13 protein-coding genes are annotated in these 24,048 nt (G+C 68.7%); 8 read left to right on the top strand and 5 right to left on the bottom strand.

Annotation, left to right across the window (positions count from 1 at the left end; translation table 11 throughout):
- Positions 1-21 precede the first annotated feature (21 nt).
- A complete protein-coding gene (locus ACFOY2_RS36190) occupies positions 22-441 on the bottom strand; it encodes a hypothetical protein (protein ID WP_379532618.1) in 420 nt (139 codons plus the stop codon).
- A 219-nt stretch (positions 442-660) separates the two neighbouring features.
- Between ACFOY2_RS36190 and ACFOY2_RS36185 the strand changes: the two genes are divergently transcribed.
- The 5 genes from ACFOY2_RS36185 to ACFOY2_RS36165 all read left to right on the top strand — a co-directional run bounded on the left by ACFOY2_RS36185 (position 661) and on the right by ACFOY2_RS36165 (position 4,561).
- A complete protein-coding gene (locus tag ACFOY2_RS36185) occupies positions 661-1,761 on the top strand; it encodes a DUF418 domain-containing protein (protein ID WP_379532617.1) in 1,101 nt (366 codons plus the stop codon).
- A gap of 566 nt (positions 1,762-2,327) precedes the next feature.
- Positions 2,328-2,672, top strand: coding sequence for a type II toxin-antitoxin system RelE/ParE family toxin (locus ACFOY2_RS36180; protein WP_379532616.1), 345 nt, complete (start codon positions 2,328-2,330; stop codon positions 2,670-2,672).
- 47 nt (positions 2,673-2,719) lie between these two features.
- Positions 2,720-2,977: a helix-turn-helix domain-containing protein gene (locus tag ACFOY2_RS36175; protein ID WP_379532615.1), complete on the top strand. Its 258-nt coding sequence runs from the start codon at positions 2,720-2,722 to the stop codon at positions 2,975-2,977.
- Positions 2,978-3,367: 390 nt separating this feature from the next.
- Positions 3,368-3,691, top strand: coding sequence for a type II toxin-antitoxin system PemK/MazF family toxin (locus tag ACFOY2_RS36170; RefSeq protein ID WP_379532614.1), 324 nt, complete (start codon positions 3,368-3,370; stop codon positions 3,689-3,691).
- A gap of 396 nt (positions 3,692-4,087) precedes the next feature.
- Positions 4,088-4,561 (top strand): NUDIX domain-containing protein, encoded by a 474-nt coding sequence (locus ACFOY2_RS36165; RefSeq protein WP_379532613.1) that lies wholly within the window; start codon positions 4,088-4,090, stop codon positions 4,559-4,561.
- 98 nt (positions 4,562-4,659) lie between these two features.
- On the opposite strand, the gene ACFOY2_RS36160 is transcribed toward ACFOY2_RS36165, so the two are convergent.
- Positions 4,660-5,250: a hypothetical protein gene (locus ACFOY2_RS36160; RefSeq protein ID WP_379532612.1), complete on the bottom strand. Its 591-nt coding sequence runs from the start codon at positions 5,248-5,250 to the stop codon at positions 4,660-4,662.
- Between the two features lie 263 nt (positions 5,251-5,513).
- On the opposite strand from ACFOY2_RS36160, the gene ACFOY2_RS36155 reads away from it, so the two are divergent.
- Positions 5,514-18,425 (top strand): Tc toxin subunit A-related protein, encoded by a 12,912-nt coding sequence (locus tag ACFOY2_RS36155; RefSeq protein ID WP_379532611.1) that lies wholly within the window; start codon positions 5,514-5,516, stop codon positions 18,423-18,425.
- Between the two features lie 14 nt (positions 18,426-18,439).
- Complete coding sequence (locus tag ACFOY2_RS36150; protein ID WP_379532610.1) at positions 18,440-20,764, top strand: hypothetical protein; 2,325 nt, start codon at positions 18,440-18,442, stop codon at positions 20,762-20,764.
- A gap of 403 nt (positions 20,765-21,167) precedes the next feature.
- Here ACFOY2_RS36150 and ACFOY2_RS36145 read toward each other — a convergent pair whose 3' ends face one another.
- The 3 genes from ACFOY2_RS36145 to ACFOY2_RS36135 all read right to left on the bottom strand — a co-directional run bounded on the left by ACFOY2_RS36145 (position 21,168) and on the right by ACFOY2_RS36135 (position 23,781).
- The gene (locus tag ACFOY2_RS36145; protein WP_379532609.1) at positions 21,168-21,596 is read right to left on the bottom strand and encodes a YybH family protein; all 429 of its coding nucleotides are present in this window, start codon (positions 21,594-21,596) and stop codon (positions 21,168-21,170) included.
- Between the two features lie 279 nt (positions 21,597-21,875).
- Positions 21,876-23,093, bottom strand: a complete 1,218-nt coding sequence (locus ACFOY2_RS36140; protein WP_379532608.1) for a glycosyltransferase 87 family protein — start codon at positions 23,091-23,093, stop codon at positions 21,876-21,878.
- A gap of 346 nt (positions 23,094-23,439) precedes the next feature.
- Entirely contained in the window at positions 23,440-23,781 is a 342-nt protein-coding gene (locus ACFOY2_RS36135; RefSeq protein ID WP_379532729.1) for a hypothetical protein, read from the bottom strand.
- Between ACFOY2_RS36135 and ACFOY2_RS36130 the strand changes: the two genes are divergently transcribed.
- The gene (locus ACFOY2_RS36130; protein ID WP_379532725.1) at positions 23,759-23,902 is read left to right on the top strand and encodes a hypothetical protein; all 144 of its coding nucleotides are present in this window, start codon (positions 23,759-23,761) and stop codon (positions 23,900-23,902) included. The genes ACFOY2_RS36135 and ACFOY2_RS36130 overlap by 23 nt on opposite strands.
- Positions 23,903-24,048: the final 146 nt, after the last annotated feature.

The raw sequence follows: 24,048 nt of genomic DNA, 5'->3' as shown, positions 1-24,048 counted from the left end.
GGGCCACTAACGGCATGACGATCAGGCTCTCGACCTCAGCCGTTTCCACCATGAAGGCCTGCTGACACGGGCAGTCGTCCCGTGCGGAATTTCTCCTGTCACGGCGTACTTGAAGAACGCCTCAAGGTCGTGCTCCACTCCCTTGTGGATTCGCTTGGCGACCTTGTTGTGCGGATAGCCACGAAGCTGCTCGGGGTTCTCCACGGCGGCGGCGTTCTCGTCCGTGCAGTACACCCACGTCCAGTCGCTGTTTCGGACGATCATCTCGCCCAGATACGCTCCCGCACCCATGATCACGCTGTGGATGACCTCAGGAGGCGGCTTCGAGGCGGCGAACTCGGTGCAGTAGTTGTCCAGATGGTGGATGAACGCCGGGTCCCAATCGAAGGAGTACCCGTCCTCGCGCGTGTGCTCAACGAAGAGCTCGGCCAGGTTTCGCATGTGCTCTGCAGTCTCAGCGTCACTCGGTGGCGGTTCCTGCTGCGACTTCATGCGCACCATCGACTCCTACGGCCCGATTCGGATCATCAGCGCAGCTTCTCATGACACGGTCTGGGTGCGGAAGTATCGCGGAACCGCCCGAAAGTACGGTCTCGGACGCCGTGAACCGTGCTTTGGACCGGTGCCGTGCCCCAGACGGGCCCTGCAGGATGAGGCCCCATGCCGCGCGAAGATCGCTCCCAGGAACCGCACCCCAAGGGCCCGGCCGGCCATCGTCCTCCGCACGACGGACCCGCCACCGCCTCCTACGATCGGCCCGAGACCGCCGTGCCCGCGTCCGGCCAGCCCCAGACCGCTGGTCGGCCCCGGATCACCGCGCTCGACGTGCTGCGTGGGTTCACGCTGTGCGAGATCCTGCTCGCCAACATCCAGTTGATAGCCAACGGCGGCACCGCCGTCGTGGCGCAGCCCATGGGTGACTGGGACCCTTGGCTCGGGCTCCCGATCTTCTCCGTGCTGTTCGGTATCGGGTTCTCGCTGCTGCTGGACTCCGCCGCGAACCGCGTCCCCCGCCCACGGCTGGTCTTGTTGCGCCGGCTTCTGGCGCTGCTCGCGATCGGCCTCGTGCACATGCTCCTGTGGCCGGGCGAAATCCTGACCAAGTACGCCATCGTCGGAATGCTGGTGCTGCTGCCCTCGACCTGGCTGCCGCGATGGGCCGTGGCCGGCCTCGCCGCCGCACTCATCCCGGCGGCGCTGATCGGCGGCGGGGGCGGGCCCCTGCTGATCGCCGGCCTGTTCCTGCTGGGCTCGGCACTGGTCCGATACGGGGTGATCGAGCAGATCGAGCGATCCGCCCGAGGGCCACTCCTGCTGGGCCTGGTCTTCGCGGCGGGCGCGACCGCTGCCCTGTGGGTACAGGCCGGTGTGCAAACCGGGGCAGGCATGACGCAGCCGTCCTCTATTATGTCCAGCCTGGCCGATCTGCTGCTCGCCGGTGTGTACGTGTGTGCCCTGCTGGCCCTGCTCAGAACGCCGCTGCGACCGGCGCTGCAGGCCGTCTTCGCGCCACTGGGCCGGATGGCACTGACCAACTATCTGACCGCCACACTCCTCGTCCTGGCGGCTGCCCACATCCTCGGCCTGCCGATCGGCCAGTCCTTGACGACGGCGTACCTGACCGCGGGAGCCATCCTCCTGGCCCAGTGGCTGTTCTCCACCCTCTGGCTGCGCCGCCACCGCCAGGGCCCCATCGAGTGGCTCTGGCGCTGGGTCACCTGGGCCCACCGCCCGCCCTTCAGACGGGCCAGGTCGCGATGAGCAGGAGCTGATGACGACGTCGCACCTATAGCCGGCACCGCGGGCGTGTGCTGCGGCCTGATCGAACCGCCGATTCGCGGGTGACGTCCAAGACGTTGGCCTTGTTCGAATGGAAGAGTCTCCGTTCAGACATCAGGGGGTCGATCGACGAGAAGATCCGTATCATCTCGCCTCCATCGCGGGAAGCTACGGAGCGCTCTGTCCCTTTGGCACCGGTGGACCGGTATGGGGTAACCCCTACCTGCGCTGGCTTCGCCCAGTCCACAGCATCGAACTGCGTGCCGGGGCCTACGGCCCAGAATTCGTGCTCACTCCGACCGAGCGCCGGACGGATTGGCTGACGCGCCAGGAACAGGGACACCCAACGGGATCACCGGGTTCCTGGGGCGTGCGCACGCCGCCCGCTCGATCATCCCGTCAGCCATCGTCTCGCCGAAGAGGAGGCGGGCCAGAGCCACGGAGACATTGGCGTCCGAATGTGCATCGCCCGCTGTTCATGCGGCACGTAACAGGGCAAATTCACTTCTCCAAGACCCGGCTCTTGCATCTACTATAACGTTCGTGTTATGAACTGGGGAGAGGTGGAGCTGGAACCAGAAGTTGATGAGTGGTTCGACACACTTGATCAGGAAGACCAGGAAACAGCGGCGTTCTACATCGACCTACTGGCTGCTCGTGGTGTCCTGCTCGACGAGCCCTACACTCGTCAGCTCCGCGGCAAACTACGGGAGCTGCGGTTTCACCTCCACCGGGAGGCGGTGCGGATCACCTACTGGATCGCTCCGGGGAGACGGATCGTCATGCTGACAGTGTTCCGCAAGCAGCGGATGCGCGAGACTGCTGAGATCGATCGTGCGTGGCGGGCCCTACGGCGGTGTATCAGTGAGGCGCACACCACTGATGAGGAGTGAGCGGCGTGAATGAGCGCAGGACTTGGGCCGACAGGAAGTCCGAGATAATGAGTCGTCCCGGTGCCGGAGTGGCCTACGAGGCGGCCAGGATCCGGTTCGAACTGGGTGAGGCCGTGAGGCTGCGGCGTGAGCAGCTGGGGCTGACCCAAGCCGAACTGGCGGAGCGCACCGGGCTGAAACAGCCGGCGGTGGCACGGTTCGAGGCAGGGGGGACGATGCCGACCATCCCCATGTTGGAGCGTCTGGCGGAGGCTCTGGAGATGCGGCTCAGCGTCGAGTTCCAACCGCTGCGTGAGGCAGGCTGATCTCGCTCGACCCAGACACTCCTACGTTCGATGCAGCATATTTTGCAGCATCATTAGTTGCACTCTCTGCTGTATAGTTGGCTGCATGAGTGTTCGCAAGAGTGTCCCAATGGGACCTGAGGATGTCGCCACTCTGGAGCGCATGCACGCTCCCGTCAGCCTCGAGCGCCAGGCCCTGGCTCATCTCACCGGCCAGGAGTTGGACGCCGGCGCCTCAGACGCAGAGATCCTGGCAGCGTTGGTCCGCGCAGGACGGGATGCTGTCGCTCAGCAGGTGGCAACCACCGGGTATGCGGCGTGGGCGGCTGAGATGGACGACGAGGACCGCGCTTACCGGGCCGCCCGTCGTGGCTGGGACCGCGGCAACGGGATGGATAGTGGAACGCGAGCGTGAACGCTGCCCCCAACATCGTCCCCGTCCGCGGCCGGGTCTATCGAGCCGATCTCGGTTTCGGGCTCAAGCCATGGCTCGTGGTCTCCAACAATGCCCGCAACAACGCCATCGATGATTGTCTGGTCGTGCGGATCACCACCACTCGCCGCGATCTGCCGTCCTGGGCCGCCCTGCGCGCTGGTGACCCGCTCACCGGCTACGTCAACTGCGACGATCTCGGCCCCTTGTACCGAGACCAGATCGTCGCCGATCTAGGGGCGCTGACGATGCCCACAATGATGGACGTCGGTCGGGCACTACAGCATGCCTTGGCTCTGTAATCCCTCTCGGTCAAGGCCAGGCGGACTCCTCCGAGCGTTCTGAGCCAAGAACGATCAAGGTGCTGTGTTGGGATCACGTCCCGGACCTGGGCCTTTAGCATGGGAACGGGTGACGGGAATCGAACCCGCGCTGTCAGCTTGGGAATTGCGGAGATCTCGGCTTGTAGGGGCACTGACCTGCGGCTGAGGCCGGTTCCTGAGCAACCGTGGTTGACCCCTTGCGACTCTCCTTAATGGGCATGACCGTCGCGCCAGTCGGTGAGCTGTCTTGACGGCCAGGAGGTCGCCCTGCGATCCGTTGGGCTACGGGTGCGGGCCGACACGAGCTTGATCTCGGCGTACAGCCTCTGATCGAGGGTTCTGCGGAACTCATCCCACTCCGCAGGGGCGAATCGTATGATCCAGTTCATGCCGATCCCCCGAGCGGTTGCCGTGGTCGTAGACGGTATGCGAGTCCTGGTCATCAAGCGGTTTCTCCGGCGCCGCCTTGGCGTCGCGTGTGTCATGTGCGATGCCGGTGGCCGGCAAGGGTTGTCGTGTCCCGGGCACCACTACGCGGTTCTTCCCGGGGGCCATGTGGAGGATGGCGAGTCGCCGGAGAGCGCGGCAGTCCGTGAACTCCATGAGGAGACGACTCTCGCCGGGGAGATCGACCGGTTGCTCTTCACGAGCTCACACCATGGCCGACCTGCCTTCTACTTTCTCATGCGTGATGTCAACGGCGTCCCGTCGCTCTCCGGCGAGGAGGCTGTGGAGCACGGGCCGGACAACAGCTTTGAGCTCAGATGGGCGACCGTCGCCGAGTTCGAGCAGCTGAACCTGTATCCCGCGGATGTACGCGGGCCGCTCACGGAGCTGCTGCGCAGTTGACCCCCGCTCCGAGCAAGGGCGAGCGTGACAAGGGCCATCGCAGATGCTCTCGGCAAGCTTGGAGAAGAGGCCCTGAAACCGCGTACTGCTGCGTCTGGTCACTCCACCCACCACCAGCCGCTGCCCAGGTCTCGTACGGGGCTGCCGCGGTCGCCGGCAGCGGTCTGGATGATTGTCTCGGACGTCGGCGGGGCCGGTAGATGGGTGATCCCTCTGCCGCTCTCCGCACGCCAGGAGTCTTCGAACACCGGAAGGTAGAGAACTGCTCCTTGCTGCCGTACCTGGCCATCTATCGACAAGTACTCCATCCACCATGGCACCGTGAGTGGTCGGCCGTCCTGGTTCTCCGCCACAAGAGCGGCGAACTCATCCCGGTGTAGCCAGAACTGACTGTCGATGTAGAGGCTCTGCCAGTCAGTCCTGAAGATGACCGCCCCCAGGAGCACCGTGATCATCAGCACGACGAAGGATCGGACATGAACCTTGAGCGACAGGTAGGTCATCACCGCGGTGAAGGACCATAGAGCGGCCCATATCCAGGCCGCTGCGGTCACGAGCTTGCTGAACCACCAGATCGTCTGGAACAGCGGCAGCGACAGGTAGGACACGATGGTCAGCACAAGCCATCCGAGCAATGCCATGATGGCTGTCCACTTGGCCCAGTGCGGCATCTTCATCGCGGGACGCATGGATGCAGTTTTGTGGTTGTAGGTGAGACGCGACCAGATCTCCCGACACACCTACACACCATTTGCACGATTTCTCCACACCGTGATCCACGCGGGTGCTGGATTTTTTCCCTTTCGGGCTTGCTCAGGATATTGCTCGGCGGATAAATGGGTTTTTGTGCTGAGGGAAAAGGGGGGTCGAGATCTGTCTTTGTGGTAAGTAGGCGGGTTTGTTCATCTTCGGAATCATGAAGCGCCTCTGGAGTCGCTTGCGGGAGATGAGCATGGTGAGTGAAGGATCGTCGCCGGACTACGCGCGTCTGTTCGGGGAACTACGCTTTCCTGAGCGGGACGACGCGCGGTCGGTCTGGTCGCCCGCCGCGTACTTCGTCGAGCTGCTCGGGCTGCTGGAAGGATCGTTCGACCAGCCCGAGCTGCTGGAGCGGCGGCCCGATCTGAAGCGCATCGTGCTGGACGCCGAGAACACCTTCACCGAGACCCCCTACCTCGACATCGTCAACGAGGTGCTGGAGCGGCTCGTTGGGAACGATCCATACGAGACGCTGCGCCAGACCACGTACCCTTTCGGGCTGCCGTTCTCGCTGAAGTCCGAGCGGCTGCGGGTGTGCCTGGAGCAGTTGAAGGTGACGCCGGAGGAGCTTTACCGGCTGTTCGCCACGCACGTCGACCACGACGTGGCAGCGCGGGAGTACCTCAAGCTCACCCCCGAGGACGTCAAGGTCGTCACCGACGCGAGCACGGACACGGCCGTGCTCGGGGAGCGGTACGGGCTCGCGCCCAGTGAGACGCTCGCGGTGCTGCGGGACACGCGCAGGTTCACCGAGACGACCGGGCTGGACCACGCCGGGATGCGGGAGCTCGTCGAGCTCGACGGGCAGGGGAAGCTCGTCGTTCTCGACGACGAGGAGACCGAGCTCGCCCCTGCCGACGGCGGCGCAGAGCTGCCGCCGGTCTGGCTCGACCGGGCGCACCGGCTGATCCGGCTGGCCCGCCGTACCGGAATGTCGCTCACTGATCTCGACCTGATGCTGACCTCCTGCGCCGGGGGCCGGCTGGACCTGGCGGCGCTGCGCGCGGTCGCGGCGGTGGTGCGGCTCGGGCAGGCTCACGGGCTCGGCGTCGACGAGGTGTGCGGGCTGGTCGTGCCCTGGCGTCCGGAGAAGGAGGTGAAGGTCGAGGTGTGCGCGGGCGACATTCTCGCCCCCGCCAACCGCGACTACCGGTTCCGGCTGGCGGGGCTCATCGGCGTCGCGGAACCGGACATCGTGGAGATCGTCCGTCGCTACCGGGAGCACTACGCGGCGCACGAGCCGAGCCCGTTCGACCGTGGGGAGGTCGGGCTTGAGGAGATCTCGCTGCTGCGCCGGGCCGGGCTGCTCGCGGCGGCGCTCGGGGTCGGTGCGGGCGAGCTGTTCGACGTGCTCGTCGTGCTGGAGGGCGATCCCTCGCTGCAGCGCTACACCACGTTCGTCGTCCTGGGCGCGCCGGGGCCGGAGATCCGCGACATGCACCGGGTGCTGGAGGGCGGCGCCGCGGAGCCGGCGCTGTGGCTGGCCCAGACGCTGTTCGCGGTCGTCGGCTGGATGGGGACGGCCGGGTTCGACAGCGCGGAGCTGGCCGAGATTCTCGGAGGCCGCCCCGACCCCGACACATCGGGCCTGGCCGCGCTGTTCCACCGGCTGAGAGGGGAGCTCGACGGCGTTGCGCTGACCCCGCGTGCGCTGGCGTCGGACCGGTTCGGCGAGCGGGCCGCGCAGGTCGTCCACGACGTGCTGGTCGCCTTCGACGAGGGGGTCGTGGCGGCCGTCGGAAGCCGGCTGCTTGAGGTGGACCGGGCGAAGGCCGAGGCCGCCGCGTACCGAGCCGTGTCCGACCTCGGCGCGATCTTCCCGTCGGACTTCAGGGGCCTCGGCCTGGGCGACCGCCTCCAGGGGAAGATCTTCCGCAACCTCGTGTACCGGGACGGGTTACGCGCCGACGGGACGCTCGCGGCCACGACGCCCGGCGCCATCGACCTCGCGGGCGACTTCGACTCCTGCCGCGAGACCCTGTTCAAGGCCGTCGCCGCCACGGTGAACGGCGTCGCCGCCTTTTACCCGTCCGACATGGAGCACCTCGACGGCCTCGGCGCGAACCAGCGCGCCGAGCTGTACGACAACCTCGTCTTCAACGGCTGCCTCGACGAGCAGGGCGAGCTCCTCGACCCGGACTTCTTCCTCGAGGCGGACAACGCCGCCCGCTTCGTCGTCAACGTCGACCTGACCGAGGCCGTCAAGCCTGTCGCCGACCTCGTCCAGGATCGGCTCGACCGGTTCCGCGAGGAGGCCCTTCCGCTCGACCCGGCGGTGCTGGCCGGGCTGCGGCTCACCGACGCCCAGATGACCCGGCTGCTGGCGAGCCTGCGGTTCAACGGGCACCTCGACGCCGATGACCGCTACGCCGACCAGGCGGCGCTGCTCGACCTATCCCCGGACGACTTCGGGCTGGCCGCCGAGTTCGCGGTGCTGCGCACGGACGTCCTCGCCGCGCTGCGCGGTCAGATCGCGGCCCACCGCACCAAGCTGACAACCTTCGGCGCCGAGGACTTCGCCGACATCGCCGACGACCTCGCCGCCAGGAGGGTCTTCGCGGCGCTCGACGGCGTCGACCTGGCAGGTGGCCGGGTCGTCGACCCGTCGGTGTTCGCCGACCCCGAGGGCAGCGTCGCGCTCGGCCCGCACTTCAGCGCCGCCGACGAGCAACTCGTGTTCGACCGGATCGTCAGAGTGCTGCGGGACGAGGCGCCCTACCGGCTGGACCCGGCGGCGCTCACCCGCCTGGGCCTCACCGACGAGCAGCGCACCGCGCTCCTCGGTCACCTGGTCCAGCAGGGCATGATCACCGACCGGTACGCGGTGCCGTCGGCCCGGCTGGGCTACTTCGCCGGCGCCGACAATTCGCTTGCCTTCGCGCTGCCCGGCATGGCCGACTACGCACGCGACGTCTTCTTCCTGCTCCACGCCGTGGCGAAGGAGCAGACGGCCGCCGTCACGGAGATCGTCGACCGGCTCGCCGCGCTGGCCGACCGGCAGGACGAGACGCTCTACGCCTGCCTCGCCGACGTGCTCGGCCTCGACCCGGCCACGGCGCGGACGCTGTGCGGCTCCGTGGCGGGCGGCGCGCGGCAGGCCCGCCTGCTCCTCGCGGCCCCCGCTCTCGACCTGCCCGAGCCTCCCGACGACCCTCGGCTGCGCCTGGCCTACCGCCGGATCCGCCGCTTCGGGCTGCTCGCCGCCAAGCTCGGCCTCGACGCCGTCGAGGTCGGCGCGATCTTCGCCGACCTGGACCTCGTCGGCAAGTTCCCAGAACCGCTGACGCTGCCGCCGGGCGTCAACCGGATCCAGGCCCTGCTCGACACCGGCGACGGCACGATCCTGCTGTTCGGCGACGACGGCGGCTACTGGACCTACGACGCCGCCACCAGGGCCCGCACCAGTGAGGCGCGCCGCCCGCTCACCGACCTGTCGCCGCACCTGGCCGCCCTGACGGCCGTGGACGCCGCGTTCGTCCGGCACGACGGAGTCGCCTGGCTCCTCGGCCGCGACGCGGCAGGCGCCGCGCTGTCGTTCACCCGCGAACCTGGCGGCACCCGATGGGCGCAGAAGACCCATACCTGGGGGAAGATCGACAACGCCTTCGCCGGCACCGCCGGAATCGACGCGGCGTTCACCGACGCCGACGGCCGCGTCTACCTGTTCGCCGGCGACCAGTACGTGCGCTACAGCGATGACTACACCACCGTCGACGACGGCTACCCGCGCGACATCGCCGAATGGCGCTCCCTCGAAGGGCTGCCGGTGCCCGCCGCGCACGAGGGCCTGGACGCCTGCTTCCAGGACGCCGACGGCGTCGTGCACGTGTTCAGCGGCGACCGCTGGATCACCGTGGCAGGGGAGCGGCCCATCGCCGAGGTCTGGGGCAGGGCCGGCTCAGCCCTTGCTGAAGTCGACGCGGCCTACACCACGGCTTCCGCCGTCCACCTCATCGCCGGCAGCCAGGTGCTGCGCTACTCCGACAGCCTCGAGAACCCGGGTGTCCTGGCCGACGAGGGCGTGTCGCGCCGCCTTCAGAACGTCCCACCGCAGTTCGAGAGCGGGGTGGAGGCCGCCTTCACCGACCCGTCGGGTGTGCTGCACCTGTTCAGGGACGGCAGGACCGCCGCCGTCGACGGCAGCGGCGCGACCGTCGAGGCGACCGCGGAACGCTGGGGCGTGCTCGGCCCGTCGGCGCCGGACGGCCGGATCGACGCGGCGTTCGCCGGGCTCGACGGTCGCACCTACCTGTTCAGCGGCGACACCTACCTGCGCTACTCCACCGGCGACTACTCGTCCGTCGACTCGGGGTTCCCGCGCACGATCGAGGGCGACTGGGGCGGGCTGACCCGGGTGGAGGTGTCGTTCGTCATGGACGGCCGCACCTACCTGTTCGGCGTCGGGGGCGTGCTGTTCGAGCTGCCGGACTCCCACCAGCCCGACCTGGACGCCGGACGGCTCACCCCCGCGCTGCGCCTGCTCTTCCAGGAGCACGGCCTCACCCTCACCGGGATGCGGGGCAGCGCACCCCGCTGGGAGCTCACCACCGCCGAGGGCGTCACGGTCGCGATCGCGCGGGAGGGGCTGCGGCTGAAGGCGCGTTCCGACGACGCCTCCCGCTTCTACGTGCGCTACTCCACCCGCGACTACCGCACCCCCGACCCCGGTTTCCCCAAGCCGCTGTCGGACAACTGGTGGAACATGCCCGACGGCATGCTGCGCCAACCGGTCGACGCGGTGTTCACCGGGCGCGACCAGCGCACCTACCTGTTCGCCGGGGACCAGTTCCTGCGCTTCGACGCCCGGCACCGCTGGTGGTCGGAGCCGATGGCGCTGCACGAGAAGTGGGAGAGCATCCCCTTCGACCGGATCGACGCCGCGTTCGTCGGCGTCGACGGCCGCACCTACCTGTTCTGCGGCGACCACTACGCGCGCTACTCCACCGACGACTACACCGAGGTCGACGACGGCTATCCCGCCGCGATCTCGGGCCTGTGGGGGCACGTCCCCAACAACCTCGCCCGCACCGGGCGGGTCGACGCGGCGTTCGTCCTCGACGTCACCGAGAACGTCGACGGCGTGGACGTGCCACGCACCCGCACCTACCTGTTCTCCGGCGACCAGTACGTGCGCTACACGGGGACCTCCCTGACCGCCGTGGACTCCGGCTACCCGCGCCGCGTCTCCGCGCTGTCCGGAGAGCCGGGCCTGGGCGCGCTGCCCGTGCGGCTCGACGGGGTGGACGCGGCGTTCTCCGACCGGCGCACCGTCTACCTGTTCCGCGACGGGGTGTGCCACGCGGTGTCCACGACGTCCTACCGCCGCTACGACGACCTGCCGCTCGGCGACGTGCGCTGCGCCTACGTCGAGGACGGCTCGATCATGGTCGAGACCGGCGCGGGCTGGCAGCGGCTGTCGGCGCTGGAGGGCCGCACCGTCGCGGTGGCGCCGTACCGGCCACGCACGCTGCGCACCGTGCCGGCGCGCTTCGGGACGGGCCTTTCCGCCGTGCTGACCGGCGCGGACGGCGTGACCTACCTGTTCAGCGGCCCGACCTGCTTCAACACCCAGCTCAACCGCGACTACCCGATCGCCGAGGAGTGGGGCCGCCCCCGCGACGTGCTGCGCGAGAGCGGCGCCGTGGACGCCGCGTTCACCGGCCGCGACGGCAGGATCTACCTGTTCAGCGGCGACCAGTTCGTCGCGCATGCCGCGGGCGCGTCGCTCGCCGAGGGCGACCCGCGGCCGATCCGCGAGCACTGGGGCGGTCTGGAGAGCGTCGCGCTGGCTTACGTGCATCGCGACCGGACCCACCTTTACAGCAGGCCGGACGCCAACGGGCTGGTGCGCCACGTCGTCTATTCGGGCGCCTCCTATGCCGCGCCGGACGACGGCTACCCCGTCACCGTCCAGGCCGCCGCCGTCTTCCCCGGCGCGCCCGACGGGTTCGCCCTTCCTGACGCCGTTCTGGTCGAGGGGACCACGCTGGTGCTGCTGGCGGGCAAGGACTGCGTCTCCTACGACGACCGCGCCGGCCACTGGTCGATCGTCCGCCCGATCGACCGGCTCTATCCCGGTTTCGGCCACGATCTGGAGGCCGCCGACAAGCTGCGCTCGGCGCTGCGCGCCGCCGACGGCGTCACCTGGTTCTTCTTCGACGACACCTGCGCGGCCTTCCGCGACGACGCGTTCGGCGCGCGCATCCCCGTCAGGGATCAGTGGGGCCGTTCCCCCAACCCGTTCCTCGCCCCGGGCGGCACGGTCGACGCGGCGTTCGTGTGGCGCGGCCGGCACACCTACCTGTTCTCCGGCGACCGGTACGTGCGCTACACCGGCGACGTCTACCGCGACGTCGACCCCGGCTATCCCAAGCCCATCGCGGGAAACCTGCGCGCGGAGGAGCCGTTCGCGCTGCTTCCCGAGTCCTTCGAAGACGCCCTCGACAAGCCGATCGACGCGATCGTCGGCAACGACCGCACGATCCACGTGATCGTCGGCGGGGTCTGCCACACCGTGTCGCCCGCCCTGTCGGCCTCCTTCGCGCCGGGCTCCCTCGGACGGACCCGCAACACCCTCACCGAGACCGGCAGGGTCGACGCCGCGCTCGTCGCCGACCGGCGGATCTACCTGTTCTCCGGCGACCAGTACGTCCGCTACTCGGGCCCCGACCGCACCCACGTCGACGACGGCTACCCGCGCGCGCTCGCCGACCTGGCCGCCGAGCTGAACCTGTCGCCCCTGCCGCCCGCCTTCCAGGACGGCCTGGACGCCGCGTTCGTCGGCCGCGACGGCGTCGTCCGGCTGTTCAAGGCGGGCCAGTGCCTGTCCGGCGGGACGGTCACGCCGGTGAGCGGAAACTGGGGCGTGGTCCGCAACGCCTTCGACGCAGGCCCCCTCGACGCGGCGTTCACCGCGCCCTCCGGCGAGCTGTACGTCTTCAAGGGCGACCAGTACGCGCGTTACCCGGCCGACGGCACCCTGGACCACGTCGAGCCGGGCTACCCCAGGACCGTCCGCGGCAACTGGGGCGACGCGCCGCCCGACTTCGAGAGCGGACCCGACGGCGCGTTCGTCCTCGACGGCCGCACCTACCTGCTCAAGGGCGAGCGCTACCTGCGCTACTCCGGCTCCTACCACGTGGTGGACCGCACCTTCCCGCAGGACTTCCAGCACCGCTGGACGGGGTCGGCCGACTACCGGCTGAGCGACGTGCACACGATCGTCCGCTTCGCCGCGCTGTGCCGTACCCGGCCCGACGGGCTCGCCGGGTTCTTCCTGGACGGCGCCGAGGACCCCTACGCCTACCTGGCCGAGACGTTCGCACGGCCGATCGAGGAGGTGCGCTGGGCCCGGCGGAACATGGCCCTGATCCGGGCCGGCACCCGCGAGGAGAGCCTGTTCGAGATCGAGTTCCTGCTCACCCTGGTAGACCTGTTCGCCGCGGCCGACAAGCTCGGCACCGGCGTGGCAGAACTGTACGACGTCTGGGCGAAGGCCCACGGCTCCGCCCCCGACCCCGAGGCTGCGGCGGACGCGCTGTACGGCATGCTCGAACGGCGGACTGCCACCCTGGAGTGGCCGAAGGTGTCAGGGCAGACGCGCGACCGGCTGAACGTCCTCAAACGCGACGCGCTCGTCGCCTTGCTCACGCCCCGGCACGGCGACTCGCGCGCGCTGTACGAGCGCTACCTCATCGACGTGGACATGGGTCCCGCGGGCACGACCTCGCGGGTCCGCGAGGCCATCGCCGCCACCCAGCTCTACCTTCAGCGCTACCTGCTCGGCCTGGAGAGCGTCGCGCTGCCCGACGGGGCCGACCCCGGGGAGGTCCGCGCCCGGCTGCGGACCTGGTGGACCTGGATGCGCAGCTACCGGACGTGGGAGGCCAACCGGAAGGTCTTCCTCTACCCGGAGAACTACCTGCGCCCCGAACTGCGCGCCCGCAAGACCCCGGCGTTCTCCACCCTGGAGAACGACCTGCTCCAGGGCGACATCACCGCCGAGGCCGTCCAGACCTCCTACAAGCGCTACCTCGACGAGTACACCGAGGTCTCCCGGCTGGCCATCGCCGGAGGCTACGTCTACCAGCCGGAAGAGGCCGAGCCCGAGGTGCGGCGGCTGGTGTTGTTCGGCCGCACCCGCACGGAACCGCCCCGCTACTACCACCGCTCCGCCGAGTTCCGCGACGGCGACAAACTGTCGGCCACCTGGGAGCCCTGGCTGAAGGTGGACGTGCAGATCGCCGCCGACCGGGTCCACCCGGTGCATGCCTTCGGCCGGGTGTTCGTCTTCTGGCCGGCCGTGGAGCCCGCCCCGGCGGGCGACCCGTCCGAGGCCACCGTGGTCGTCACCGAAGGGTCAGGCGGTCGGCAGCAGGTCAACGCGCCGCCGCCGCGGTTCCAGGTGAAGATCTACTACTCCTTCCGCAACCTCAACGGCGAGTGGCTGCCGGCGCAGGTGCTCGCGGTCGACACCGAACGCGAAGGCCTGATCAGCGACGTCGGGCTCTACGTGCAGGCGTCGCGGAGAGTGCCCGGCGTCAGCGACCACGACGCGATCGTCGTGCAGTGCACCTACACCTACGGTACGAGCCCGGTGAAATCGGCGTTCACCCTCACCCCCGAGATGTACGGGCTGCCCGCCCTGAGCACCGTCGCCCCGCCTCAGCCCACCGACCTCGACCGGCTGTTCGACGAACCTCCCGTCACCGAGGTCACCGAGAATGACGTCGTCCGGTTCAACGCGCCCGCCGACAGCCAGGACGGCCGCTGGTTCAGCGTGGACCACAAGGGCGGCAGCTTCCTGTGCCGCCCCGTCGCCGCTCCTGGCGCCCCCGCGCCGCTCCAGACGTTCAAGGCCAACCCCGACCGGCTGCCCACCACCTGGGACCGGGTCGACGCCGCCTTCCGCCTCGCCGACGGCACCCTGTACTTCTTCGACGCCACCGGCGGGGTGTTCATCACCGTGTCGCCGGGCAAGGTGACCTCGCAGCAGAACCGCAAGCGGGTCGCCGAACGGTTCGGCGTCGTCGACGTCACTCTGCTGCGCGACGGCCGCGTCGACGCCGGCGTCATCCGCAACGGCGCGGTTGTCCTGTTCGTCGGCGACGAGTACTACCGCTACTCGACGGCGCCCTTCGGCAGGCTCGACCCCGGCTACCCCAAGAAGCTCGCGGACGGTCGCGACGACCACCTGCCGCCTGCCTGGACGAAGATCGACGTAGCCTTCACCATGCCGGACGGCACCGAGGTGCTCTACTCCCGGGACCGCAACATGTTCACCACGACGAGAAACGGCCCGCAGCCGGCCTCCAGCGCGTGGGGGGTGAGCAGCCTCGACCGGGTCCACCAGAGAGGCGATGAGACCTTCCTCGTCTACGGCGGCAGGTACGTGCGGCTGAAGAACGACCTCACCGTGGAGTCCAGGTCCTACGACCTCGCGGGCAACGCCGACCACGTGCCCGTCCAGGACGGGCCGGGGCCCGTGGTGCGGGACCGCTCGACCGAGATCGCCTTCGACAACGGCCGAGGTTCTTACACCCTGAGCAGGGGCGGCGGCAGCGAGAACGGGGCCACGCGCGATTTCGGCAGAGTTCCGACGAGGTTCGCCGAGAGCGGCGAAGTCACCGCCGCCTACGTCGCCGAAGGAAAGTTGTTCCTCGTCGGCCCGGAGGAGTACGTCCGGTACACCCTCACCGACAACGGGACCACGATCCCCGACTACGTCGACGCGGGCTACCCCAGGAAGACAGCCCAGCGGATCCGGGGCGTGCTGACCCGCGGCGAGCGGCGATACGCGTTCGGCCCCACCGGATACGCCTCGCTCGCCCCGGGCTGGGAGCCCGGCACGCCGCTGACGTTCCTGCCCTACGAAGGCAACTGGCGCGCGCTGCCCGCCGGGTTCCCCGGCGACTTCACCGGCCTGCTGGAGGGCGACACCGCCCTGTACCTGTTCCTCGAACAGAACTACGCCGCCTACCCGGTCGGCGACGCCGTCCCGCGCCCCTACGAGATCGCCGCGCTGCCCACCGAGCTGACCCGGCTGACCTCCAGCACCGCCTCCGAGCTGAACCGGCGACTGCTCGCCGGCGGCGTGGACGCGCTGCTCGACCCCACCACCCAGGAGGTGGAAGAGCTACCCGCCTTCAGCATCACCGTCTCGGACGCCAAGACCGTGAAGGTCAAGCCGGAACTCGCGCCCAACGTCCCGGTCAGCTCCTACCTGGACTTCGACAGCGCCAACGGCCTGTACTACTGGGAGATCTTCTTCCACGCGCCGCTGCTCATCGCCCAGGCGCTCAACGGCGCGCAGCGCTTCGAGGAAGCCAGGCGCTGGTATGAGTACGTCTTCGACCCGACCACACCGGCCCGCTACTGGCGGTTCCTGCCCTTCCTCGCCGCCGACGTCCACGCGCTCGTCGCCGAATGCCGCCAGGACCTCGCCGACCTCGGGTCCGGCCCACTTGAGTCCCTGCTGTCGCCGATCCTGGCGGAGCTGGAGGCTCTGGCGCCCGCGTTCCGCCGGGCGCGCGACCTCACCACCGACGAACTGGACTATCTGACCCACCTCGCCGGCACCGGCCTCGACCAGGTCAAGGCGGCACTGCCGGCCGGCCCTCGCGCCGAGGGGCTCGCCGAACGCGTCGCGATCATCGGCGGGCTGCGCCGCCAGTACAGCATGATGGGGGACCGGCAGGCGCTCATCCGGGCCTACCTGGACGACCCGTACGATCCGCACGCGATCGCCGAACTGCGTCCCGAGGCCTACCGGCGGGCCGTCGTGATGGCCTACATCGACAACCTGCTCGACTGGGGCGACATGCTGTTCGGGCAGTACACCGCCGAGACCGTCGACGAGGCGCGGATGCTCTACATCTACGCCTACGACCTGCTGGGCCCCCGTCCCGTCACCCTCGGCCAGGCGGCGCTGCCGCCCGCCGCGCCGTACTCGGCGGACCTGGGCGACGGCCCGGTCGAGACCGGGCATCTGTCCGCCGAGGGCGCGCTGCTGAAGGACAGCGGCGCCGTGCACGCGGGCGTCGCCCACCCCTACTTCTACGTGCCCGGCAACGAACAGTTCCTGGAGTACTGGACGCGGGTGGAGGACCGGCTCACCAAGATCCGGGCATCGCTCGACATCATGGGCGTCAGCCGTCCGATCCCGCTGTTCGACCCGCCCCTCGACGTCATGGCGCTCGTGCGGGGCGCGGCAGGCGGCGGCGCGGCCGACGTTGCCGCCGCGGCGGCGGCCGTACCCGTGCCCGCCTACCGGTTCGAGTTCGTGCACCAGCGGGCCCGTGAGCTGGCCGACCGGCTCAGACAGCTCGGTGCCGACCTGCTCGACGCCATCGACCGCCGCGACAACGAGGAGCTGACCCGCCTGCAGAACCGCCAGGACGGCGAGATCCTCGCGCTGACCACGCAGATCAAAGAGACCGAAGTCAAGATCGCCGAGGAGGGCCTGGCCGAGGCCCGCGACGCCAAGGCGGCCGCCGAGGACAGGGTCGCCTACTACAAGAAGCTCGTCGACGAGGGGATGTCGCCGCTCCAGGAGGCACAGCTCGCGATGATCGGCATCGGCGCCGCCGCGCAGTTCGTCTCCGGCGGGCTGAAGATCGGCGCGGCGATCGCCTCGGGCGTGCCACAGGCCCTCGTCGGGCCGTTCATCATGGGCACCTCGGTCGGCGGCGACCAGATCGGCGAAGCCCTGGACGTCGGCTCGGAGGTCTCGGCCAGCTTCGGCCAGGGATTCAGCATGCTGGGCGACGTGCTCGGCGTGCGGGCCGACCAGGAACGCCAGGAGCAGGACTGGCGCTTCCAGCTCGACACCTGCCGCTCAGACGTCGTCCAGCTCGGCCACCAGGTCGCCGGCGCCGAACTGCAGCTCGCCGTCGCCCGGCGCGACCTGGAGATCCACAAGCGGCAGATCGCGCACCTCACCGCCGTCACCGACTTCCTCACCTCCAAGTTCGCCGGACCCGAGCTCTACGGCTGGATGGTCGGGCAGGTCTCCGGGATCTACTTCCAGACCTACCGGATGGCCCTCGACATGGCCCGCGCCGCCGAACGCGCCTACGAGGCCGAGCGCGGCGGGGCTCCTGGGCTCATCAGGGCGACCTACTGGGACTCCAGGCGCAAGGGGCTGCTCGCAGGAGACCAGCTCGCCTTCGACCTCGACCGGCTCGGCCAGGCGTACTTCGACTCCGACGACCGCGGTCTGGAGATCACCAAGCGGGTGTCGCTCCTCCACCTCGACGCCCCCGCGCTGCTGGCGCTGAAGAACGAGCGGCGCTGCGAGTTCGCGCTCACCGAGACCCTCTTCGACAGGGACTTCCCCGGCCACTACCGGCGGCGCGTCAAAGCGGTGAGCGTCGTGTTCGTCACCGCCGACGGCCCCGTCACCGCCAATGCGACCCTTACCCAGATCGACAACAAGACCGTGCTCTCGCCCGACCCCAAGGCCGTGCGCTTCCTGCTCGACCCCAAGGGGTCGCCGCCCGCGAGCCTGCGTGGCGACTGGCGTCCCGGCCAGCGGATCGCGCTGTCGGAGGTCGAGGACGGCCGCGAGGACAGCGGCCTGTTCGAGCTCCGCTACGACGACGAACGCTATCTGCCGTTCGAGGGGACCGGCGCGGTGTCGCGCTGGCGACTGGAAACCCGCAAGCCCCCGGCCGGACTCCTCGACGTGATGATCACCGTGCGGTACACCGCCGAGGACGGCGGCGAAACCTTCGCCACCGCCGTGCGGGGCATGCTCAAGCCCTACCCGTCCGCGCTGTTCCTCGACGTCGCCGCCCAGTTCCCCGAGGCGTGGGACGAGTTCGCCGCCGGCGCAGGCGCCGAACTGCAACTGCCGATCACCCCTGACCTGTTCCCGGCGATGTCGGGACGGCAGGTCACCGGGGTCATCGCGCAGTACGGAACATCTGACGGCAGCGCGCGGTTCCTGCTGCACGGGGACCCCCGGCTCGCGCTGAACGCGGGCAGGCTCGTGCAGACGCCCGGACTCACCGCCGGCGGCCGGGCGTGGCGGCTCACGGCCGTCGGCGATCCCGACGCCCTCGCCGGCTTCTCCCTGATCCTGCTCTACCGAGCGATCCCCTGACGAGGCAGGTCCCGATGCCCAATAGGAAGAGGAAGCGGCCGATCAGCGACCGTACGAAGGCGGTGCACACCCCTCCGGCCGCGAGCCACCATGCCGGCTCGCCGGCCCATCATCTCAGCGGGAGCATGCGCAAGCGGCCCGCCTCAGTCCACGAGGAGCCCTTCTCGACTTCGCACGCCGCCCCACGGGGGCAGCGCCCGTTCTCGGTCGAGCCGCGCGCCCAGGAGGTCCACCTCAGGCCGCACGTCGCCGTCAAGGGCGACATGATCGAGAGCATCGCGTTCGGCCGCACCCGCACACCCTCGCCGTTCGGCAATCGGATGGGCGACCACACCGGCTCGTGGACGAGCGTCGTCGACTCCGTGCACGCTCTCCTGTACGGCAAGCCGATCAAGGAGACGGTGCGGCTGCTGCGCGACAAGCAGCGCAACGCCGAGGCGTGGATGTCCGACGAGCACTCGGTCGGCATGAAGCTGTGGAGGACACTGGAACCCGCCGACCAGGACAAGCGCCAAGGCGCCCTCGAACACTACGCCCACCAGGTGGACGATCTGCTCAAGCGGGCCGAGGACGCGCTGAGCAGACCCCCGACCGACGAGGCGGGCCGGGAGGCGCCCGACCTGCTGTCCAAGGCGATCGGCTACCACCTCGCCTACCGCAACTTCCTCCCCTACGCCACGGTGCCCGCCAAGAGCCAGACCGGCTCGAAGGGGGCGGGGGAGGGTTCGGCCCGCGCCAAGGTGCTGGCCGTCGAGAGGCACCCGGAGGCGACCCTCTCACCGGACAAGCAGAAGGAGACGCGCGAGAGCCTGTGGGGTCTGTTCTCGATGGAGGCGGCGGTCCGCGAGGCCGACATCGAACGCGTCGTCGCGCCGACGCGGACGGAAAAGATCTCGCAGGACATCGGCGAGGCCCAGAAACTGTCGGCCAGTGCGCGGGAGCTCATCTCGCGCTTCCTGATCCCGGACGCGGGGGCGGCGAAGAAACGCAGAAAGATGACGCCCAAGATCGACGATCAGTTCGCAGCAGAGACGGAGACGATCAGCAAGAAGGCCAAAGAGCTCGCCGACCTTGACACCGGGTACCCGGAGCTGCGGGAGATGACGACGCAGGTCATCCAGACCGTCCGGTTGCTGACGACCCTGACACTCGAAGTGCAGCCAAAGGACTCCGACCTGCTCAAGGAGTACGACGACGCCCTGAACCGGAGATCCGGCGAGTTGGGCGCCCTGAAAAAGTCGCTCGATGACTCCGAGGCGCTCGAAAACGGCGCTCTCATCCTCGCCCACCTCCTGTACGAGCACCAGACGGCCGTGGCCGGGGCCTACCCCACCGCCGTCAAGAAGTCGGGGTTCCTCACAGAGGACGCGGCCAAGGCCGCCGCAGACAGGCTCCGCGACTACCTGTCGGCCGACAAACGCATGGCTGCCGAACCGGATGCGATCAGGAAACTGACCGACCTGGTCGAAAAACTGCACGCCACCCTCGGTCCGCGGCCGACCCCGGCCGCCGACAGCAAATGGGTGGCCGATTCCAGCACCGACAGCCTCGTCGTCACCTTCGACGGCAAGGAACCCGACATCCAGGGCAGGGCCGCTGGGCCGCGCGGGGTGGAGGGCCACGGCTCGCACACGACGGCCTGGATGACCGAGGTCGATGCGGTGAAGCGGATGGCGGCCACCTCCGGCAGGGAGGGGATCGCGGAGAGACTGGGCAAAGAGGTGGCCACTGCCCTCAAGGGCGAGCTGATGACGAAGCTCGCCGTCCTGTTGCCCGCTGAGCAACTGGCCGGCGGGCAACTCTCCGCCATCTTCGACGCGGCGACGAACGTCATGGCGGCCAAATCCCCCGAGAAGTCGATCGAGGCGTACCTGACGTTCCGCAACCTGCTGCCCTACTCCACCGTCGACGCCGGTGACCGGGGCGGACACGGCGAACGCCGCGGAGCGAAGGCGTCGGTCCTGTTCGACGAGGAATCCCTCCAGGCCGCCATCGAGCAGAAGAAGCTGGAGTTCGACGGTCCGAGGTTCGACTCGACGATCGGCGCGATGAAAGGGGCCGCCCACGAACTCACCGGCACGCTCGACCGGAGCGAGGACATCGAGATGACCGCCCCCGGGGGGGAGGCTGTGCCGCCCCCGCCAAGGTGGAGGGACTATCCGGCCGTGGAGGAGGCAGTCGAGGCGGTCGCCGCCGCCATGGCCGCAGAGGCCGGCAAGCTCGCCGAGGACCACGCCCTGGGCAAGTCCGTCAACACTGACGCCCTCGGCGACATGATCGTGTCCGTCCGTCACAGGGAGCACGAGAGGGTCTACAAACTCGCCGAACGGTCGGCGTGACCGGGAGAGCGGCCCGTTGCCGGCATCGGCCGGGCCTCTACTGGGCGCAGTCCGGTCATTCCGGGCATGTTCCGGATCTGGTTCTCCTGGGAGTGCCACCGCGAGCCCGTCCAACGTCGGCACACTTGGAGACCGAGTCATCCTGGGCTTCGCGGTGGCTGCCCTGCTGGCGGTCGCCGGCGCGGCGGCCTATGTCTCATACCACCGCGCCTCGGCGTGGGCCAGGGTCGCCGAACCGGATCCCCGTCATCGGAGGGTCACCGGTGTTCTCGCCATCGTCGGAAACGCCCCGGCCGATGGGATCGCCCATCGGAAGGCTGCTCTTCAAATCTGGGTTGGACGCAGGACGTCGGACATCCTTGTTCTCCCCGGCATGAAGGGCTTTTTCCCAGATGAACGAGGCTCACGCCCCTGGCGGAAGCCAGGCCTGAAGGTTCTGAGGGTTGATCGGCACTGAGATATGTTCGTGCGTGATCAACCACTTGTCATGCAACCGTCGGCAACAAACGGTTGATCGTACCCATATTGCGCTCTGGAGTCCGTTCTTGCGTGTTCCGCTGTCCAGGTGAAGCATGTGCGCGAACGCGACGTCTGTACTCGTCGCAATGGTGAGATCGTGCGTTTCCAGGCCGATGGGGCCGTCGTATTCATCAAACCACCGCACAAAGTTGTCGCGGACTTCATCGGCTCCTGCGAATTGGAGAGGAGGAACAACATCGTAATAAACGATGTCGGAAGAATAGTGTGACATGAGTCGATCAATGTCCTTTTCCTGGCAAGCATCGACTCGGCTCTCCAAGAGCGCCCTAACCTCGGAATCGTTCGAAGCCATCGCATCCTCCGTTCAAGCATCTGACCGCAACCAGCTCCCCTGGCAACGGCCGCTGTGATCTCACTAGTCCGACAACACAGCCCACCGGAATGTGAGCTGCCATACCAGCCCAGTCGGCGTTCCATGCTGGATCAGGCGGCGCGCCTGGCTCTGCTTCTTCGTCCTGCCGGTCCTCGTTGCGATCTCGCAGTGGGCGACGACCGGCCTCACCGCCGGTCACCGTGGATCGGCAGCCGGCATCCTGATCGCGAATGGGAAGGGCGCCGTCGCGGCGGCCGGTTATCGGGCCTGCGCCAATTGAGTGGCGGACGATTGCGATGGCGTGTCGTCGGAGGAGGTTGTTCTTCGCTGCCAGGGTATGGCCATGGCCAGGAGCGGGAGGATGAGGATCGAGCTCATCGCCCACCATGGGTGGAGGCTCGCCCAGGTGGCGTGGTCTTGGGTGAGGTAGATGTAGCCGAGTCCGGCCCACAGGGAGCATGCGGCCAGTGCGAGATGGCTGGTGCGAGTGGGGCGGGCGATCAGGAATGGCACGAACCACAGCAGGTACTGTGCGCCCAGGCGAGGGGTGACGACCATGAAGGCCAGCAGCATCGCTGAGGTGAGATCGACCGGGTCGGCGCGTCGCCACAGCCACAGCACTGCTGCCAGGACAAGATAGATGAGCCACTGCCCGACCGTGGCGTAGGTGGGTTCGAGTGCCCAGTTCCCGCCGGTGAGCCAGGCGGTCCAGCCCCATTCTCCGACGATGGGGCGTACCCAGCGGAGCATCGTGATCACTTCGGGCAGTCGTGAGATGGGCGTGCCTGCGCCCAGGGGGAGGGTGAGGAGGAACAGTAGCGGGACCGCGCCGCAGGCGAGTGTGGCGATGACGCGCTGGCGCCAGGTGGTGAGCATGAGCAGCAGCACCGGGACCAGGACGATGGGCCAGCTCTTGGCCGACAGCGCCAGGCCGAACAACACGCCCGCGGCCAGTCCTCGATCGGAACGCGCGGCCAGGTAGGCGGCCACCAGGAAGACCAGCGAGACCGGTTCCACCTGACCGTGGATGGCGGCGACCATGACCGCCAGCGGGGCGCAGGCGTACTGGAAGCGCCGCAGTGCCTCCTGCCCGGGGCCGGCCAGCTTGCCGACCAGGACGACCAGGACGACATCGGCGAGCACGGTGACCAGACGGCCGGCGATCTCCCAAGGGATGTGGGCGGCCAGCAGAGCGGCATAGGCGTAGGGGATCATCGGCAGGAAGCGCCACGCGCCGTCGGTCGCCAGGACCGGGTCCTGGTGTTGAAGGATCGCCTCACCGGCCGGTTTGAAGCTGAGCACGAAGTCGACGGGTTGCCACTGTCCCTCGGCGGCGATGGCCACGATGATCAGGCGCAGGCCGATGGCGACGGCCAGGGTCGTGCGCAGTGAGGGGCGCCACTGATAGCGCTCGGCGGCCAGGGCAAGGGCCAGGGCTGCGGCGAGCAGGAGGGTGGTGAGGATGGGCTGGTTCACGCGGTATCGCCCCACAGGCCTGCCGGGGCGCGGAAATCCATGATTACGTCTGTCGTTTCGTCGGGGACATCGTCGTCACGCCGACCAGACTTCCCTGCACACCGTGCGGGTGCCCGACGGGCAGCCACGTGCCGATAACCCTACAGAACTTGCGCATACTCGCAAACGCCGCACTTGACCACTTGAGTGGACTTTACTAGTCATTCTGCTCATTTCGGTCGAGGGCAGCAGTGGATCCTGATGTCCGGGCAGACCCCGGGGCGCCGGACTGCACAATGACCGGTACCCCAGGTCAGGCACTCATCGAGGACGAGCTACACCCCATCGAGATCGCGTGCCAGGCGGCTCAGCCTCCGGCGGCCTCCCTCATGACCTCGCGCGCGTCCCGTTCGAACGACGTCCGGGCCCTGAGCGTAAGAAGCCCGCCGACGATCATCGGGGGCACCAGGATGTACATCCCGGCGAGCAATGACCCGAACCGGTCCGAGGCGACGCCGACGACCAGGGAGCCGAAAGCGCCACCGCCCGTGGTCAGCAGCTGCAGGACGGCGAAACCGAGCCCGCGCGAGGCGGCCGGGACCACGTCCGCCAGGCACGCCGTCCTCTGGTTTGCCGGGTACAGGGCGGCCGGTACCGGCGTCACCCAGGCTGAACTCGCCGACACCTTGGGAGTCAGCCAAGCTCGCATCTCCAAGATTGAACATGGCGAGGTATCCGGCATCGATGTCGTACGAGAGTACATCGCCGCGCTCGGGGGCCACTTGGATCTCGTAGCTACGCTCGGCGACCGAACCTGGAAAGTCGCCTGAGAGGGCGCGCCTATCTGTGGCCAAGCAGTCCAGAGTTTCGACCATGTCAGCCCAGACGCAACCCCCTACCTAGGCCTTCCTGCGAGAGCGGGTGACCGGAATCGAACCCGCGCTGTCAGCTTGGGAACTCTTTCAAGATCATGGCC

It is taken from the genome of Nonomuraea purpurea, from assembly GCF_042650645.1.
Taxonomy (GTDB): domain Bacteria; phylum Actinomycetota; class Actinomycetes; order Streptosporangiales; family Streptosporangiaceae; genus Nonomuraea; species Nonomuraea purpurea.
The sequence above is the reverse complement of the archived record's forward strand: the minus strand, read 5'-3'. Positions and strand labels throughout refer to the sequence as shown.